Source organism: Cohnella hashimotonis, assembly GCF_030014955.1.
GTDB lineage: Bacteria > Bacillota > Bacilli > Paenibacillales > Paenibacillaceae > Cohnella > Cohnella hashimotonis.
In genome coordinates, this window is the sequence record NZ_JAGRPV010000001.1 from 6,687,881 (window position 1) to 6,706,770 (window position 18,890).

The window sequence follows — 18,890 nt, forward strand, 5'->3', positions numbered from 1 at the left end:
AGAAAACGTTTGCACAAAACCGACGATGTTGATGTCAAAAGTGTAACATATTGACCCCGGCCTGCTCCTAGCCCTTGACCGAGCCCGAGGTGATCCCTTCGACGATGTGCTTCTGAAGCAGCAGGAAAAGCACGACGATCGGCGTGACGCTCATGGCGAGACCGGCGAGCGCGAGATCCCACTGCTTGGTATATTGCCCGAAAAACCGCGTGACCGCGAGCGGAATCGTCGTCAGGTCTTTGTTCGATCCGATGATAAGCACGGGCAGCAGATAATCGTTCCAGATCCACAGCGTATTCAAAATGACGACCGTGACGGCGATCGGCTTGAGCAGCGGGAAGACGATCCGCCAGAACACGCCGTACGGCGAGCAGCCGTCCATCACCGCGGCCTCCTCGATCTCGAGCGGCACGCCCTTGATGAAGCCGTGGAATAAAAAAACGGACAGCGCGAGTCCGAAGCCGAGGTAACAAACGACGATGCCAAGCAGGTCGCCGCGCAGCTCCAGAATGCTCGTCACGCGCACGAGCTGCAGCATGACCGACTGGAACGGGATAATCATCGACGAGATGAACGCGAGAAACAGCAGGTTGTTGAAGCGCGTCGGCCTGCGGACGAGCCGGTAGGCGGTCATCGAGCTGATCGTCACGATGCCGGCGACGCTGATCGCCGTGATGACGACGGAGTTGCGAAGCGCGGTCGGGAAGCGGATCATGTCCCATACCCGCGAGTAGTTCGTAAACTTGTAGATCTCCGGCAGCGAAGCGGCGTCGACGAGAATCTCGCCGAGCGTCTTGAGCGAATTCACGAGCACGAAGTAAAACGGAGCGAGAAACAACAGCGCCAGCAAGATCGCGAAGACTTCGATGCCGACGAGCCTGTAGCGCAGCGAACGTTCGCGGTTCATCAGGCCTCCACCTCCTTGCGCTTGGTGAGCCATACCTGCGTCACCGCGATGAGCGAGACGGCCAGGAAGAACAGCATCGCCTTCGCCGTGCCGAGGCCGTAGCGGTTATTGACCAGCGCCTCCGCATAGATGTTGTAGGCGAGCGACTGCGTCGACGTGCCCGGGCCGCCTTTGGTGAGCGACAGGTTCAGGTCGAACATCTTGAAGGCGTTGGAGATGGTAAGAAAAAGGCATACTGTAATGGCCGGCATAATGAGCGGCAGCGTCACTTTGCGGATGCTCTGCCAGTAGCCCGCGCCGTCGATCGTCGCCGCCTCGAGCATATCCTTGGGCACGCCGGTCAGCGCCGCGATATAGATGACCATCATGTAGCCCGCCGACTGCCAGACGAAAACGATGACGAGTCCCCAGAAGCCGGTGCCCGCCGTACCGAGCCAGGGCTGCTCGAAGAAGGACCAGCCTGTCATTTCCCCGATCGTCTTGAAGCCCTTGGTGAAGATGAACTGCCAGATATAACCCAGCAGAATGCCGCCGATCACGTTCGGTACGAAAAAGACCGTCCGCAGCAAGTTGCGGGTCTTGAGCGCACGCGTCAGCATCAGCGCAAGCAGGAATGCCAGCAGGTTCGACGCCAGCACCGTGACCGCCGTGAAGCGGAGCGTGAAGCCGAAGGCCGCCCAGAACTTGTCGTCCCGCATGAAGATGCGATTCAGATTGTCCATGCCCGTCCAATGCGCCTTGTTCAGATCAAGGCCGTTCCACTCGGTGAACGAGTAATAGAAGCCGAGCAGAAACGGCACGAGCACGATGATCGAGAACGCGATCAGGCCCGGTCCCACGAATACGAGCTGCTGCAGCCATTCTCCGGATTTACCGCTGCGTTTGGTCATGAGGCACACTCCCTTTCCGTTATGTAAAATATAAAGCGATATTGCGGCATGGACCACCGATAGATATGATGGGTTTGGTGTAATATATTGACCTCGGGGGAACCGTCTTGAAAAAAAGCATCCGAACGAAGCTGATGGCGCTGCTCCTCGCGGCTACCATCGTCCCGATGGCGCTGTCCATGGTCATCTCGGATTTTTATATTAAAAATCAGGTGACGGGCAAGGCGATCGCGGAAAACCGCAGCCTCCTCGAGGTGGGCAAAGACAACATCCTGAACTATATGAACACGCTCAACCGGAACTCGTTAAGCGTTTACAACTCGATCAATTCGCCAACCTCCCTATATGCCATCATCGAGCGCTTCACGGCGCCCGGCGCGAATGTGGAGGCCGCGGATCTGCTCTATCGCACGACGATCTACCAGCATCTGCTGAACATGTACCAGTCGAACAAAGAAATCCACCAGATTCACCTGCAAATCGGACGCGGTGAGGACAGCTGGTCCTATCTGCTGGCGCGCGGCCTTTTCCGCAGCGGACGGGAAGCGGACGGCGGCTGGCCCGCCGGGCGGGCGGACGACCCGATTCCTTTCATGGAGCCGGCTCACAAGAGCGCGAGCTACGCGCTCGATTCGCGGCGTTCCGTGTCCGCCCGGGACGTGATCACGCTCAGGCGGCCGATCATCCGTACGCCGAGCGACAAGGTTATCGGCTATCTGTCGATCGACGTGCTGCTGAGCGAGCTGGGCGACATCTGCGGGCGGCTCGCGCTGTCGAGGGAGGAGAAGCTGTACGTGCTCGACCGGGGGGGCCATGTCGTATGCGGAGCGGAGCCCGAGAACGGCAGCCTGCTTCAAAATGAAGGCTGGGCACGCAGGCTGCTGTCGGAAGCCGGCGGCAGCGGCGACTTCAAGTGGTCGGATTCGGCCTTTTCGGGTTACGTCGTGTACGATACGCTGCAGACGCAATTCATGGACTGGATCGTCGTAAAGCAGCTGCCTTACTCGTACTTGTACCAGAACGCCAAGGGCATCCGCCTGATCAATTCGCTGATCATCGCGCTGTCCCTCATCGTGGCCGTCATCGCGACCCTGATCGTGTCCGTCCAATTCACCAGCCCGATCAAGAAGCTGATCGCGCGCATGAATCTGGTGCAGGCGGGCAAATGGAGCGCCGGCGCCGAGGCGGGCTTCGCCAACCGCAGCGACGAGTTCGGCGTGCTGGAGCGGCGCTTCGGCACGATGGTATCGACGATCGAGGAGCTGATCAACCGGGAATACAAGCTCGCGCTCGCGAACAAGACGAACCAGCTGAAGGCGATGCAGGCACAGATCAATCCCCATTTTCTGAACAATGCGCTGCAGTCCATCGGGACGCTCGCGCTGCAGTCGAACGCGCCGAAGGTCTATGGGCTCGTCGCGGCCATGGCCCGGATGATGCGCTACAGCATGAACACCGAGGAGACCGTCGTGCCCCTGTCCGCCGAGCTCGCCCACGCCAAGGCCTACCTGGAGCTGCAGAAGCAGCGGTTCGGCGAGGATCTGGATGTGTACTACGAGATCGATCCCGAGGCGGTCGATATTGCCGTGCCGAAGATGCTGCTGCAGCCGCTCGTCGAGAATTACTTCAAGCACGGCTACGATCCCGGCGCAGGAAACGGAGCGAGGGATTCCAGGGCTGGCGGCGAAACGGGCGGCGGCGCTGAAACAGGAGGAACAAGCGGCAGCGGCGGCATGAGCACCGCCGGCGCCAAGCTGTACATTCGCGCTTGGCTGGAGGGCGAGCGCGAATGGCTGCACATCGATACGGCCGATAACGGCCGAGGCATGGAGGCCGGATCGCTCGAACGCCTGCGGGCCCGCTTGAATCGCGACAGCGCGGAGGACGGCACGGGCGGGCAGATCGGACTCGCCAACGTTTATATGCGCCTTCGCTTATACTTCGGCGAAGAGGCGGGGATGACGGTGGACGCTTCGCCCGGCGGCGGATTCAGGGCCGCGCTCCGGATCCCGCTGCCAAAGACGCCGATTGCGGAAGAGCAGCCCGACGGAACGCACGCACGCGCGACAGACGCAGAAGAGGAGAATACAAGATGAAGATTGTCATCGTAGACGACGAACGCCACGTACGGGAAGCCGTCCGCCTGCTCGTGGATTGGGAAGCGCTCGGCGTCACAGAGATACACGAAGCGGCCAACGGCGAAGAAGCGGCGACGCTCATCGAACGCGTGCGCCCGGGCGTTGTCGTCACCGACATGCTGATGCCGGTGCAGGGCGGGCTCGACCTGCTTGCCTGGCTCCAGACGCAGCGGCCCGAGATCCAGAAGATCGTCGTTAGCGGCCACGACGACTTCCACCTCGTGCGCGGCACGATGCAGCACGGCGGGCAGGATTACCTGCTCAAGCCGATCGATCCCGAGCAGTTGACCGGCGCGCTCAAGCGCGCGATCGCCCGTTGGCACGATCAGGACCGCTCCCGCAAGGACGAGCTGGCGCGCAGCATGGAGATCAACCAGCTGCGTCCGGTTATGCGCGACCGCATCTTCTCCGACCTGCTCGGCGGCGGAGACTCTAACGGCCATGCGCAGCTCGCGCTTCAGGGCGAGCCGGTTTTCCGCCAGGCGTCGACCTGTCTCGTCGCCGTCCTCGACCTGGACTCTGCCTCCTCCGAGGTCGCCGAGCGGTACGCCCGCAACCGGGATCTGCTGTACTTCACGCTGACCAACATCGCGGACGAAGTGCTGCGTCGCGGCGATCGCGGCCTCGCCTGCCGGAATCTCAGGTCGGAGAACGAGATTCTTCTTTTCTTCTGGATCGAACCCGGCGCTGCGGCCCGCCGCGACGCGACGGTACAGTCGCTGCTGTCCGAGATTAACGAATGCTGCTTCCTCGCGCTCAAATGCCGCTTCGACTATGGCATCGGCACGGAGCAGCCGTTCCCCAAGGGAGCCGCGAATTCGTACCAGGCCGCCAAGGCCGCGCTGCGGGATCGCGATCTGCTGGTGGAGCGCGCCTATTATTACCGCTACGATGCGGCTGAAGTCCGCAGCTCCGCCGCGACGCCGCGTTTCGAAGAATACGAAGAGAGTCTGCGGCTCGCCGTCCTGAGCGGTTCGGACAAGCAGATCCGGGATGCCGTCGGCCGCTGCATCGCCGAGATGCGCCGCATGCCCCGGATCAGCAGCGAGCAGTTCGAGCGGTGGCGAACGGCCTTCGCCGAGATGCTGCAGCGATGGCGCGAGGCGGATGCAGAACGCGCGGAAGGCCTGCCGGTCGCGCAGTCGCGCGCCGACGGGACGGACGGCCTCCCGCTTCCCACCGGCGCGCTGCCGCTGGACGCGCGCGGCCGGCTCGATCTGGACGGTTTGGAGACCGTTTTTCGCGAATTCCTGACCGCCTGGTCGCACAGCCGATCGGCCGCAAGCCAGCAGTCGCAGAGCGCCATTCCTGCCGTCGCCCGCTATATCGAACAGCATTACAACAAGGAGCTCACCCTGCAGGATATCGCGAGCCAGTTCTATTTGAGCCGGGAGTACATCTCCCGCAGATTCAAGCAAGAAACCGGGGAGAATCTCATTGACTTCCTCTGCCGCATCCGCATCGACAAAGCCAAGCTGCTGCTCGAGAGCCCGCATTTCAAGATCTCCCAAGTCGCCGAGATGGTCGGATACGCGGACGAGAAATACTTCAGCAAGGTATTTAAAAAGCTGACGGGGCTATCGCCGAATCAGTATCGTAAAAATAATGCCTAATTCGCCGCAAGCCAACGGGGGTCAAGCGCAGGTTTGCTCCCCTGCGGCCGGCGCGACGCTCGCTCGCCCTCGCCGCATCCAGTCCTCCGCCGAATACTTTGCAGGCCTATCGCCCGAATCCCGCTGACTGTTGATCTGCGTCATCCCTTCTCTTGCAAACAGTCTGCATGGAGCAGATCGCAAATAAGCCTTCCCATCCCCGCCGTCAAACCCTCATTTTTGCGCATTTGAACGATATCCCCTTGAATCAGGAGGGTATGAACAAGGGTATGAACAAGGTATGAACAAGGTATGAACAAGGTATGAACAAGGGTATGAACAAGCGTAAACCCAACGTTCCCTGACGGAAGGGGATATCGTTAAAACGGACGAAAAGCCCTTCGCGCGCCGGGACGTCTCCCGCGGCAAAGGGCTTCTCGTTATGCTCGTTTGGTTACTGGCCTAGCAGCTTGAAGAGCGCTTGCGCACTCTCGGCGCGGGTCAACCCCGACTTCGCGTCGAAAACATGGCCGTTGCGTCCGGACAGCAGGCCCAGTCCGGCTGCGCGACCGATCGCCTCGGCGGCCCAGCCGCTGAAGCCGGATGTGTCCGCGAACGGTTCCGCAGCTGGAGCGGCGCGGTCCGCGCCGACAACGCCTGCATAGTCGTAGGCCCGCATGAGCATGACGGCCATTTCCTCGCGCGTGATGCCTTCGTTCGGCGCGAACGCGCTCGCGCTTCGGCCGCTCACGATGCCCGCCTCGGCTGCCGCCGCTACGGCTTCCTCGTACCAGGCGCCGGATGCGACATCCGCGAACGGCGCCTCCTTTTGCGGTGCGGCCAGTCCCAGCGCGCGGCTCAGCATCGCGGCGAACTCGGCGCGCGTGACGCCTCTCGCCGGTTCGTAGCGCGAACCGGCCGTGCCGTTCACGATCTGCTTCGCCGCGAGCGACCGGACGGCCGTCCAGGCCCAGTGGCCGGACGGTACGTCCGCGAACGCCGCGTCGATATGCAGCGCCGCGTACTTGCTGAAGTGCGAGACGGACGCCGTCAACACGCCGTCGTCGGACCACGTCCCGCGCACGTATTCAAGCTGGCCGTCGTCGGCGACATGGTACACGCCCGTTACGTCGCGGTCGGCGACGGCGGCATCCGCTCGGAATGAGAGCTTCACCGGCTGCGCGAGCTCGCGAACGGCGCGGTTCTCTCCGTCCTCGCCGATGACGGAGAGGCTGAAGTCGTACACCTCGCCTACGAGCCGGATATCGCGCCCCTCCCGCGAAGTCTTCGCAATCAGCGCATCGGCTTGCGTAGCGGTCAGCGGCACGATGTCGAGCGCTACCTGAGCCGCCTTTTCATCCGTCCCTACCGCTTGCGACAGCAGGCCGGCCGGCACCGATATCGTCAGTCTTTCCTTGACGAGCGTCAGTTCGCCCGGCTTCAGAAGTTCCCCTGCATTCGCCGGGAGCAGGATGCGCGTCGCGCCGGACGGAAGCTCGATCTTCACCTTGCCGGTCGCATCCGGCACGAGCTTGTCGGCCGCAATCTTGAGCTCCGCAGGCGCGGAACTCGGCGTTGACGTTGGCGTCGGCCCGTTGCTCACAGGCGTCGGCGTTGGCGTCGGCGAACCGGACGGCTCCGGCGAAGGCGACTCCGTGCCGCCCCCTGTCCGCGTGATCTCGAGCTTAATCGTCTTCGTCGCCTGAGAGGCTCTGCCTTTGTCCGTATAGAACGGGAGGTTCAGCGTCTCGGCCGTCGGCTCGATATGGAGCGTGAAGACGTTCTTGCCCTGCGCGAGCGGGATATCGTTCACCAGCACGTTGCCGTAAGCGTCCATCGCGCCCTCGGGAATCGGCTGTCCGTTGATCGTGAACGCCACGCCGTACGGCACCGCGGCGCGCAGCGCGAAGCTTGCGTCCGCTGTCGAGTAGGCGATGTCTTCGCCGTAAGATTTGCGCGGCTGATAGATCGCCACCGGCATATCGACCCAGCGCAGCACGTAGTCGTCGACGATCATTTTGTTGCCGCCCTGATTCGCGATCTTGAGCTGCATGTTCGTATCGGTCGAGCTATACGCCCAGTTGCCCGGATCTGTCGTATCGTTCTGCACCCTCGCGTGGCTCGTGAACGCCTCTTTGTTCCAGTCGCCTCGGGCGTACTTGTACTGCATCGACTTGCCCGCCATCATCTTGAACGAATATTCCACGACCTCGCGGGTCGTGGCGCCGCTCGGCACCGCCAGCTTGGTCGAGGACACGTTCCAGCCGTTGAAGTCGCCGGCGATCGTGATGTCGTCCGTCGTCGGCGTGTAGTCCGGCAGATGCAGCCGCAGCGTCACGTCGATCATCACGAGCCTTGGCGTCACCGACTGCGGCTGTGAGTATGCCCGATTGTAGGCTTGGTCGTAGGCGGCAACCTTGTAGGTGTAGGTCGTATCGTTATTTACGGTGAAATCGGTATACGCGCGAACTTCCTTCGCCACCGTCGCGATCTTGCGGTACACGGCATCGGTCACGGACTGGCGATAGATCTCGAAGCCAGCGACCGATGCGTCATCCGACGTCCAGGCCAGACTCGCGCGTCCGGATTCCTGGAGCAACCCGCCCAGCTCCGGCGCATCGGGCGCCTCCAGGTCGTCGTCCGACTGGAGAACGTTCACAGTATTCTCGCCGGAGAGCGTCCAGGTCTCTTCGTTATCCGAGGAAAAGGCTGCGTAATAGCGGTAGGCGCCCGCCGCGGTCGGCTCGAAGGAAGCGCGATACGCCTTGGCCGCCCCCGCATCCTCCTTGTATCTTAACGAGACGGCCACGGCGTCAGCCAGATCTCCGTTTTCCGGGTAAAAGAACAGCTTGCCCGGCAGATTCGGCGCCGCCCTGCCCGCATAGGCTGCATTGTCCGTAAGCCCCGGCGCCAGCACCTCGACGGTGATGCCTTCGATCTTTTTGCCGACGCCCGCATAGACGACGCCAGCCACCGAGGATGGTACGGCTACCGATTGAACCGGATAAAACGGCGTCGCGGACACCATCGTTCCGATCAGGCTCTCCGACTGGCCGGCATAGGCGGTAACTGCGTAATAATACTTGGTCGCATTTACGATGCCGGTCTGATCAGTGAAGGCAAGCGTGTCCGCTTCGACGTCGCCGACACGCGTCAGCGCGCCGCCCTCGATGAGCGCCCGGTATACGCGATAGCCTGCCGCTCCGGGAACCGTCTGCCAGGCGAGATCGACCTTGCCGTTGCCGGCGGCGGCGGTCAAGCCCTGAACAGCGGCGACCGTGCCCAGATCGCCGGTCGATACCATCATGACGCCCGACAGGGCAGGCAGCGTCAGCTTGAGCTTGCCGCCTTGCACCGTCGCCTCGATCGCGCCGCCCAGCTCATCCTTCAGCTGAAGTCCGTCCGGCAGGAAGCCGGTGACGTCCGCTTCAATCTCCTTGGCCGCGGCGGCACGGTTGATTGCAACGAGACCGCCCTTAGACGCCGTCTTGCGGGCATACGCGATCACGTCGCCTTCTGCGTAGGCCATCTTCAGGTCGCCGGTGCTGAACACGTCGTTGGCATGACGCACCGCAGCCGCGTCCTGGTACGTCTTGAACAGGTCTGCGTAGCGGCCTACGGCCTCATATTCTTCTCCGCTTCCCGCTACGCGCTCCCATGGGAACGTCCGTCTAGAATCCGGATCCTTCGTGCCGGTCAAGCCGACCTCGTCGCCGTAATATATCGTCGGCGCGCCCGGATAGCCCAGCTGGAACAGCGCGACGAGCGCCTGCTGCTTCAGCGCCTTGTCGGACGCCTCCGGCGCGATGATCAGATGCTCCTCCTCGTAAGAAGGGAAATCAAGCTTCGTGATCGAGCGGGTCGTGTCATGGGAATCCATCAGATTCAGCATGACCTGCCAGGCTTCCTTGGGGTAGTCCTCGCGGATCGACTCGAGCGTCTCGTTGAACGCCTTGGCGTCGCCGCCGATCATGAACGTCTGCAGCGCGCCGCGGAAACGATAGTTCATGACCGAGTCGAACTGGTCGCCCAGCAGATACGGCGTCGCGACATTCCATTCCTCCCCGAGGATGATCGGCTCGTCGATCGTATTGCCGCTCGCGTCCTTCAAACCGGCCGTGGATTTGACGGCTTCCCTGAACTTTTTCCACGTACCCGCGGATACGTCCGGCGCGACGTCGAGCCGCCAGCCGCTCGTGCCCATCCATACCCAGCGCTGCGAGACGACGTTTTGCATCGCCTCGTCCGCTTCCGCATCGGATTGTCCCGACAGGTCATGGCCGATGACTTCCTCGCGATAGGCGACGTTGTTCCATTCGTGCGCCTCCTGCGGACCGCCGATCGCCGCTGCGTCGCCCGCTTGCGGCGTCACGGCGTCCATCGCCGGCAGCGAGTCGTAGCCCCACCAGGCGTCGTATTTGTAGTGGGTGTTGGTACCGTCGCGATCCGGAACCTTCTCGTTCTCGATCGTGAACCAGGTCGTGTAGGCGAAGTCTTCCGGATACTTGTAGTTCATGCCCGTCTTCGGATTTTTTTGGCTCGTATAGTAAGCCTGCGCCTCGCTTTTCGCCTGCTCGAGCGTCTTGCCGGGCGCGGCATTCCGGATGTCGTATACCTTTGCCCAATACTCGTAAGCGCCGATCTCCGGATATTTCTCGTAACGGTCGAAATAAACCGAGTCGTCGCCGACATGATTGAACACGCCGTCGCCGATAATCCGGATGCCCTGCGCCTTCGCGGCCTTGGCGAAGTCGATGAAGATCTTGTCCGAAGCGACGCGCGTCGCTTCGTAATTCAAGCCGGATGCCGGGTCGCCCGGCGTATTGTACACCGGCTCGCCGAACATCGGATCGAGATGCTTGTAGTCCGTCGCATCGTACTTGTGGTTGGACGCCGCCCAGGCGATCGGATTGAAGTAGATCGTGTTGACGCCGATCGACTTGAGATAGCCGAGCTTCTGCTGCACGCCCTGCAGGTCTCCGCCGTAAAACTCGTTCGTCCAGACGCCGTCCGTCTTCGCGCCCGGGTAATACGGCTGGTTTTCCGGCTTGACGCGGTCCGGATTTTCCGGCACGTCGCTCCACTTGCCCGCTACCTGGCCCGGCGCCGGATCGTTCGCGACGCCGCCGTCGAAATATTGCAGCGGGTAAGGCGCGATCTCGCTCGTGTCGTCGGATTCGGACCGGTTGCCCCGATATCCGTCCACGATCTTCGCGCGATTGTTCGTCTCGTCGCCGTCGAAGAAACGGTCCGGGAAGATCTGATAGACGACCGCTTCTTTCATCCAGTCCGGCGTATGATAGTCTGCGCTGTAGACGGTCAGGTCGAAGGGCACTGCGCCTTCGTCCGACACGACGCCGGTGCCGCCGCGCGCGATATTTCCGTTCTTGTCGTCGCCGAGCTCGACCTTCGCCGCGCCGTCGATCAGGATGAACTTGTAGCCCCATACGCCGATCGGCGCGAACGTAGCGGCCGGAATCTTCGCCTCGAAGTAGTCGCTTCCCGCGACCGAGGTCGTCTTGCGCATATCGAACGTACGGGCCATGCCTTCGCCGTCCGTCAGTTCCACGCGCGCGAGCTGGACGTCGTCCTTGGCGGCCGCCACGCGCAGCGTCAAGTCCTCGCTCGCTTCCTTGATTGCGCCGAACGGCTTCTTGTACGTCAGCGAACGGCTGTCGAACCGGATGCCCGACTTGTCGATCTTGCCGTCGAAGCCCCCGCTCTGGAGCACGCTTTTCCCGCCGAGCTGCCTGTTCTGGCTTTGGTAGTCGATGGTGAAAATCGTAAAGGCTTCGTCCGGAATATCCAGCGCCAGATTGCCTCCGCCGTCGCCGTAGCTCTCGTCCCAGCTCGGTCCGAACGCTACCTTGGCCTCGTACCGTCCCTGCGGAATGCTCGCCTGGTACTTATATACGCTGCCGTCGAAGTCGTAATCGACGAAGCGCAGACCCGACGTCGAAGGCGACCAATCCGCCGATTCGCCAAGCGCGGTCTGCAAGCTGCCGACGAGTCGCGGCCATTTGTCTTCGCCCAGCGCGGCCGTATACTGCGGCAGTCCCGAGACGCCGGCCGCCGTGATGCGCGCCTGGCCGATCTCTTCGTTGACGTAGAAATTTACTTTGGTCTCCTCGTCAAGCGTCAACGAAAAGTTGTTGCCTCCGTTGCTGAAGCCGTCCCAGGTTCCGTTCTTGGTCAGCTTGAATTCATGCGTTCCTGCCGGCAGTACCGCCGAAAACGCATAAAATCCTCCGACCAGGTGCTTCATTTTGCCTGCGGAAGTCGCAGGCTTCTCGTTCCAGTCGGTGAACGAGCCAGCTACGACCCATTGGCTCTCGCCCCCAGGCTGATCTACGAATACGTCCGCCGCAATGGCAGCGCTTGCATAACGGACTGCGCCGATCCCTGCGAACAGCTGCAAAGCCAACAGTCCTGCGATAATGAGTGCGACCTGCCTTCGAATGCGGCTCCATGCCTTTGACATAATCTTAACGATCCCTCCTGTGCTAATTCTGAACTCGTCAGCAAACCCGGCGCAAGGCAAAGACGCAGAACCCCGTTGTGCTATGTATGCCGCCATCGTTGCGCAAACGTTTGCATAACTTGTCATGAAAATAGCATATCACCTGGCGGAAAAGACTGTCAACGCCGAATGTAAGCGCTATATGAAATATGGAGGAATTCACGGTTATGTGCAAAGCGTTGCACACAAGCGCGTTTGCCGTCCCTCCGCCGCTCCCAGTCATTTAAAAAACCGCCAGGGGAAGATCGCCCTGACGGTCCTTTTGGGTTTGACGGCTATTCGAGACGCCTGTCGTATCCGACGTCCCGCCTATCCCTTTACGCTGCCGAGCTTGATGCCGCTGACGAAGTACTTTTGCAAAAATGGATAGACGAGCAAAATCGGAACCGCGGCCACGACCATTTGCGCCGCCTTGACGGAGCGGTCGTTCAGCTGCGCGAGGCGCTGCGCGTCCGTAGCCGACATCGTCTGGAAGTCGAACTTGACAACGATCGTCTGCAGGTAGCTCTGCAGCGGGTAATGCGCGGCGTCCCGCATGTAAATCAGGCCGTCGAACCAGGCGTTCCAGTGTCCGACGACGCAGAACAGCGTGATCGTCGCAGTCGCCGGCGTGGAGATCGGCACATAGATCTGCCACAGCGTGCGCCAGTGGCCCGCGCCGTCGATCATCGCAGCATCCTCCAGCTCCTCGGGCACCTGCCTGAAGAAGTTCAGCATCAGAATGAGGTTGAACACGGTGACCGCGCCGGGAAGAATAAGCGCCCACAGCGTATCCATAATCCCGATTTCCTTGATCAAGATGTAAGTCGGAATGAGACCGCCGTTGAACAGCATCGTGAAGAAAAAGATCCAGACGTACAGCGTTCTGGCGCGGAGCTTCTCTCTCGACATCGACAGCGGATAGGCGAGCAAAATGACGAGCAGCACGTTGACCGCCGTGCCCAGCGCCGCCCGCTGGAGCGTAACGCCGAAGGCTTTCCAAAAGGCGCTGCGCTCGAGCACGTAGACATACGGCTCCCATGTAAAGCGCACAGGCCACAAGGTGACCAAGCCGCCGGAAACGGCGGCATTGTCGCTGAGCGACAGGGCGATTACGTGAATCAGCGGCAGCAGGCACAAAACGGCCGTCAAGGTGAGCAGCGCATAGTTGAACACGCTAAATATTTTCTGACCGCGGGTTTGTCTGAGCAGCAATGCGATTCCCTCCTAGAAAAGGCGGTACTTGAACAGCCGATAAGCAACCAGATAAGAGGTCGAGATCAAGATGAAGGATACGAGCGACTTGAGCAATCCTACGGCGGTCGAGGGCCCGAATTGCGTCTGCTGAAGTCCCATCCGGTACACCATCGTATCGACGATATCGCCGGACTCGTATACCTGCGGGCTGTACAGATTAAAAATCTGATCGAAGCCGGCATCGAGCACGGTACCGAGACTGAGCACCATCAGCAGCACGATGATCATATGCATGCCGGGAAGCGTCACATGCCAGGTCTGCTTCCAGCGCCCCGCCCCGTCTGCCGCCGCAGCCTCATACAGCGAAGGGTCGATGCTCGTGATGGCGGCCAGGTAAATGATCGTGTTGAAGCCGAACGTCTTCCAAATGTCGGAGACGACCATCGTGTAGGGAAACCATGCATTCTCGCCCAGAAAAAAGATCGGTCCGATGCCCACCCAGCCGAGAAACTTGTTGACGATGCCCGTGGACGGCGACAAAATATCGATCAAAATCCCGCCCAGAATAATCCACGATAAAAAATAAGGGAAATAAATGATCGTCTGCGTCGTCCGCTTGAACAGCACGTTGCGAACCTCGTTCAGCAGCAGTGCGAAGGCGATCGGCACGACCAGTCCGGCTACGATCTTGAGCGCGGCGATCCGCAGCGTGTTCCAGACGACCTGCCAGATCGTCGGCATGGAGAAGACATAATCGAAGTTGTCCAGGCCGACCCATTCCTGCCCGCCGAACAAGCCTTTGAGCGGAATAAAGTTCTGGAACGCGATCGAGACGCCGACCATCGGAATATACGCAAAGATCAATATCAGAACTAGACCCGGAAGCAGCATAAAATGAAGCGGCAGCTCGCGTCTTGTCTTGTAGCCGAACTTGAACGACCGTCTCCTTTCATTGCCCAAGGCCGGTGTATGCTTGCTCATCCTTTTCGCCTCCTCCCTTTGAATTGAAGCAAGCGCCGCAGGTCAGGACGGCGCTTGCGGGTATAGGACTGCCTCGCGCTTACTTGCCCAGCTCCGCGTTGACCTCTTGCGTGACCTTGTCTCCGCCCAGCTTGTTCCATTCGGCGACCATCTTGTCGAAGCCTTGATCGGCGTCCGTCTTGCCCATGATGATCGCGGTCAGCGTCGTGACGATCAGCTCATCCATGGAGCTGCCTCGCGTGATCTGCGTCGGCGTCGGCGCGCCCAGATACGCATTCCACACGATCTGATCCGGATAGGACTGATCCACATAGGCGAACGGCGTATCCTTCGGCCCGAACATCATTTCGAACGTCCACATGCCGGACTTGATGTTGGCGTAGAAACCGGCTGCCGTGCCGCCCAGGCTGTCCGTCGTTCCGTTCGCGATGGCCGCCTTGATATCCTGATGCGCCTTAAGGTCGATCATCGGGTCCAGCGTGTAGATCGGAGACATCTGCCAGATGTTCTCTACGCCGTTCTCCCCGTAGTACTTGCTGAATTCCGCATCTTTTCCGAACAGCGCTTCCACGTAGACATTGAACATTTTGACGAGATTTTCCGGGTTCTTCGTTCCCTTCTTGACCGCGACATAGCTGTCCTTGCCGATGGTCAGAGATACTTTGGTCGGACTGCCGTCCTTGGAAGGCAGCGGCACGACGATCCACTTGGCGTTCGGGTCGTTCTGGATCGTCTTGTCGATCGTGAACGCCGACCAGTGCGGTCCATAGAACATTCCTGTCTTGCCCGAGACGACCGACTCCATCGACTTGGCATTGTCCTTGGTGCCGAACTCCTTGTCGATGATGCCTTCCTTGTACATCGTCTGGAGCATGGCGAGCGGTTCCTTCATCTCGGGTTGAACGAAGCCCCGCACCGCCTTGCCGTCCCTTTCCACCCACATGTCTGGCGAAGGGTCGGCGCCGTATCCCCAGAAGAAGCCCTTCATGTTATTGCGGAACGCATTGTCGATCTGCAGGCCGAACGTGTCCGGCTTGCCGTTGCCGTCCGGGTCCCCCTCCTTGAACGCCTTCGCGATCTTATAGACGTCGTCCATCGTTTTCGGACGCTCGAGGCCGAGCTTCGTCAGCCAATCCTCGCGAATCCACAGATGGTTGTAGCCGTTCGTGGACGGCATTTTAAGCGGGATCGCGTAGATCCTGCCGTCCTTGGTGACCGGCTCGAATACGCGCGCCGTCTCTGCCTCGATGATGCTCTTCAGCAGCTCGGAGCCGTATTGCTTGTAGGCATCGGTCAGATCCTCCAGCGCGCCGGCATCCATCAACTGCTTCATGTCGGCCTCGCTCGTGACATTGAACATGTCCGGCAGGTCGTTGGAGGCCATCGCCAGCTTGAATTGCTGATCGTAGGTCGGACTGGCCGTGACCATCTTGTAATCCACGGAAACATTCAGCTTCTCCTTGAAAAGACGGGTCCAGCGGTTATCCGCGAGCGTCTCGCCCGTTTGCGATTCCAGCAGCTTGATCGGCTCGCTGTTCGGATCGATATTGCGCCCGAACGTATAGGTGATCGGACTGCTGCCTGAACTATCCGACGATGCCGTCTGCGCTGGACCGCTTGATGCAGCGCTGCTGCTCTGTTTATTTTCCGAATTATCCGAAGATTTCGAGCATGCTGCAACGCCGAATGCCATCATGACCGCCATACTGCCTAGAGCCCATTTTTTTCTCATTTTTGATCCCCTTTCTTTGTTTGCGACGCAAATAATAACACCTGTTATGCAGACTAAAGCGACAAAAGTGCAGGACACTTGTTCCCAACCCTGTTGGAATGCGCTTACATGAGCGTTGCTTCGCTTTGTTCGCCTGCAGCTTTATGTTAGCCGATGAGCCCCCGGTTCGTATTTAGCGGATATCGCACAATATTAGAAGTTGTCAGTCAGGTCGAAGCTTGGTAAGCTTAAAGCGTTTCCAGTCCGCTTGCACAATATTGAACTTGCTACCGAACGGAGGTGGGGGCTCATGCTCATCAGGGAACACGGAACGCTGAAGCTGCAGCCCGCGGGAGCCGGCGGCGTTCATCCCTATCATGAGATTCTGTATATCGATTCCGGCGAATCCGAGCTCCAGTGGATGGGCAGGTACTACAAACTCGCTTGCCCCGCGCTGCTCGTCATTCCCGCTCATACGCCGCATTGGCTCACGCCTTGCGCGTCCGGGGTACGGGGATGGTATATGGAGGCCGATATCCAGCAGGAGCTGCTTCCCGGCTATGAGGTCATCCTCCAGTGGAATCAGATGCAGAGCGGCGCGGAGACGACTGCCTGGTCGCAACCGTTGCTGGCGGGCATATCCGGCATCACCTCGGTGATCGCATCCTACGAAGCCGGCGAGCTCGATCCCAGAACCGCCCATCAGCTGCTCGAATGCGATATACGCAAGCTGCTCCTGCTCGTCCGCAGCGCAGTAGCCGCATCCGCGCACACGGCATCTCCACCGGACAACAACCCGTCTTCCCAGCCCGTCGAGCGTCACTTATACCCGCTGGTTCGTTATATGGAGCGGTTCTATACGGACAACATTACGATCGAAGACCTCTCTCAGATGTGCAACCTGACGCCATCCTATGTCATCCGCCTATTCAAGCAGACTTTCGGCGCGACGCCGATTCAATACTTGCAGGAACTTCGGCTCAAAGCGGCGATCAGCTATCTGGGCTCGACCGATTTGCCCGTGCAGCAGATTGCCGAGTTGACCGGATTTTCCAATCTCCATTATTTCAGCAGAATGTTCAAAATGAAGGTCGGCGAGAGCCCCTCGACCTGGCGGAAACGCATGTCCGCGCATGGTCCGCTGCTGCCGATCGCGCAAGGCTACGATTCCTGGCGCTAGAGAGCGGACGAATTCCGCCTGCGGCTTTCGGATAATCACCCCTACGCGCGCTAACAGGCCCCGAACGCCGTTTATCCGGTCTCGGGGCCTGTTTTTTCGGTCTAGGAATTCGGTTTGTTGGGCAATTGATCACACGAGAAACATAGCAACCAGCGTCGTGACGACAAGCCCGATTAATACCGGGACCAGATTGCGCCGAGCCAGCTCGAACGGACTGACGCCGCAGATTGCGGCAGCCGGGATAAGCGCCCACGGAATGAGGGTGCCGCCGCCTACCCAGATCGCAGCTACCTGGCCGAGCGCCGTCAGCGTATCCGTGCCGCCGACCGAGGCGCCGAACATTCTCGCGATCGAGCCGGCCAGCGAGATCCCCGAGAAGCCCGATCCGTCGAGTCCCGTTATTGCGCCCACGGCGGTCAGCGTCACGGAGCTCACCGCGCCGTTCAGCGGCACCGTGCCCGCAAGCGCAACGCCGAGATCGTTCACAATGCCGTGCGAGCCTTCCGGCAGCTTGCCGATCAAGTCAGCAAACGCCGAATCCCCGAGGTAGAAGAACGCAGCAATGGGAATAACGGGTCCGAACACGCGGAAACCGAACTGCAGCCCCTCGATCAGGTAGTCCGTCGTCGCTTCAAGTCCGCGGTCGCCATGTGCCAGGAGCGTTACGCCGATAAGAATCAATACGGCCGTGCCGCCGATAAGTGCCGTCGCGTCGCCGCCTTGCAGCTTGAAAGCGATCATGGCGCCGACGTCGGCCAGAAACAGCAGCGGAATTATCACGGCAAGCACTCGCTTGAGCGCCGGCGCCATCGGAATCCCGTCACTCTTCCCGCCGCTGTCGCCGGCAGGCGCCTCCGCAACCAGACCGTCGCGGAAGGTGCCGCGCTTCAAGTCCCTCCGCATCATCCAGAACGCCGTCGCCGTCGTGACGATGCCCATCACCGCGACGAGCGGGATGCTTGCTTCCATAACCTGCGCCACGGGCAGACCCGCCGCATCCGCCGTCAGCTTCGGGGCGCCCTGAATGATATAATCCCCGGACAGCGCAATGCCGTGCCCGAACAAATTCATCGCCATCGCGGCGCCGAGCGCCGGGAGTCCCACCCGTACGGCAACCGGCAGCAGCACCGCGCCAATTAACGCAACCCCTGGCGACGGCCAAAAAAACCACGACGTGATCATCATGATGATCCCGATTCCCCAATATGCCATCGCAGGCGTGCGGATGAACCGCGTGAGCGGTGCGACCATCACTTCGTTGATCCCCGTCCGAATCAGGATACGGCTCATCGAGACGATGACCGAGATAATGAGGATCGTGCCGATCAACTCTTTAATCGCGTAAATAAAGCTGTTGAATATGCCCGACACTGAACTTCCGAGACTATCCGTCGCGATCAGGCCCAGCGCAAGAATGCCGACCACGCATACCAGTATTGTATCGCGGCGCATGACAAGCATCGCCATGATAAATAAAATAAAAGCCAGGTACACCCAGTGCAAGGATGTCAGGGCTATCTCCACGCTCATCACCCTCTGCCTCTCCCCGAAGACTGCTACATCGTATGCGGAGAGACGGGCGGGCGTTCGTCCCGGGGCGGGGGCGGCGTTCTTCCATTTCGCGCGTTTTAACGGTATCCCCTTCGAGCAGGGAATGTCCATTACGATCAGCAACGGCTTGTTGACTTAAGCCACAAAGAACTGAATGACGAAAGATATTGATTCAGGGAGAATTTGAAAAGATCTTGAAAAGGCAGAATTCCCTTTCCTTATCGCCCTAATTTACGGATATGAC

At 60.2% G+C, this 18,890-nt stretch carries 10 protein-coding genes; 3 read left to right on the top strand and 7 right to left on the bottom strand.

From position 1 onward, the window contains the following. Positions 1 to 67: 67 nt before the first annotated feature. Both KB449_RS26645 and KB449_RS26650 read right to left on the bottom strand, forming a co-directional pair. Positions 68 to 907: a carbohydrate ABC transporter permease gene (locus KB449_RS26645; protein ID WP_282911265.1), complete on the bottom strand. Its 840-nt coding sequence runs from the start codon at positions 905 to 907 to the stop codon at positions 68 to 70. Further along, a complete protein-coding gene (locus KB449_RS26650; protein WP_282911266.1) occupies positions 907 to 1,797 on the bottom strand; it encodes a carbohydrate ABC transporter permease in 891 nt (296 codons plus the stop codon). Before KB449_RS26650 ends, KB449_RS26645 begins: the two co-directional genes overlap by 1 nt. A 107-nt stretch (positions 1,798 to 1,904) precedes the next feature. On the opposite strand from KB449_RS26650, the gene KB449_RS26655 reads away from it, so the two are divergent. Continuing rightward, complete coding sequence (locus KB449_RS26655; protein WP_282911267.1) at positions 1,905 to 3,893, top strand: cache domain-containing sensor histidine kinase; 1,989 nt, start codon at positions 1,905 to 1,907, stop codon at positions 3,891 to 3,893. Beyond that, entirely contained in the window at positions 3,890 to 5,548 is a 1,659-nt protein-coding gene (locus KB449_RS26660) for a response regulator (protein ID WP_282911268.1), read from the top strand. Before KB449_RS26655 ends, KB449_RS26660 begins: the two co-directional genes overlap by 4 nt. A gap of 433 nt (positions 5,549 to 5,981) precedes the next feature. Here the strand turns inward: KB449_RS26660 and KB449_RS26665 are convergent, their stop codons facing one another. From KB449_RS26665 to KB449_RS26680, 4 genes are all read right to left on the bottom strand, one after another. Further along, a complete protein-coding gene (locus KB449_RS26665; RefSeq protein WP_282911269.1) occupies positions 5,982 to 12,008 on the bottom strand; it encodes an alpha-amylase family glycosyl hydrolase in 6,027 nt (2,008 codons plus the stop codon). A 348-nt stretch (positions 12,009 to 12,356) separates the two neighbouring features. Beyond that, on the bottom strand, positions 12,357 to 13,241 hold the full coding sequence (locus KB449_RS26670) for a carbohydrate ABC transporter permease (protein WP_282911270.1): 885 nt from the start codon (positions 13,239 to 13,241) through the stop codon (positions 12,357 to 12,359). Between the two features lie 12 nt (positions 13,242 to 13,253). After that, a complete protein-coding gene (locus KB449_RS26675) occupies positions 13,254 to 14,204 on the bottom strand; it encodes an ABC transporter permease (protein ID WP_282911271.1) in 951 nt (316 codons plus the stop codon). Positions 14,205 to 14,283: 79 nt separating this feature from the next. Then, entirely contained in the window at positions 14,284 to 15,936 is a 1,653-nt protein-coding gene (locus KB449_RS26680) for an extracellular solute-binding protein (protein ID WP_282911272.1), read from the bottom strand. Positions 15,937 to 16,225: 289 nt separating this feature from the next. Here KB449_RS26680 and KB449_RS26685 point away from each other — a divergent pair, with 289 nt between their 5' ends. After that, positions 16,226 to 17,095 carry a helix-turn-helix domain-containing protein gene (locus KB449_RS26685; protein WP_282911273.1) on the top strand — a complete coding sequence of 290 codons (870 nt, stop codon included), beginning with the start codon at positions 16,226 to 16,228 and terminating at the stop codon, positions 17,093 to 17,095. A 129-nt stretch (positions 17,096 to 17,224) separates the two neighbouring features. Here KB449_RS26685 and KB449_RS26690 read toward each other — a convergent pair whose 3' ends face one another. Beyond that, on the bottom strand, positions 17,225 to 18,619 hold the full coding sequence (locus KB449_RS26690; RefSeq protein ID WP_282912916.1) for a hypothetical protein: 1,395 nt from the start codon (positions 18,617 to 18,619) through the stop codon (positions 17,225 to 17,227). Between the last annotated feature and the right edge of the window lie 271 nt (positions 18,620 to 18,890).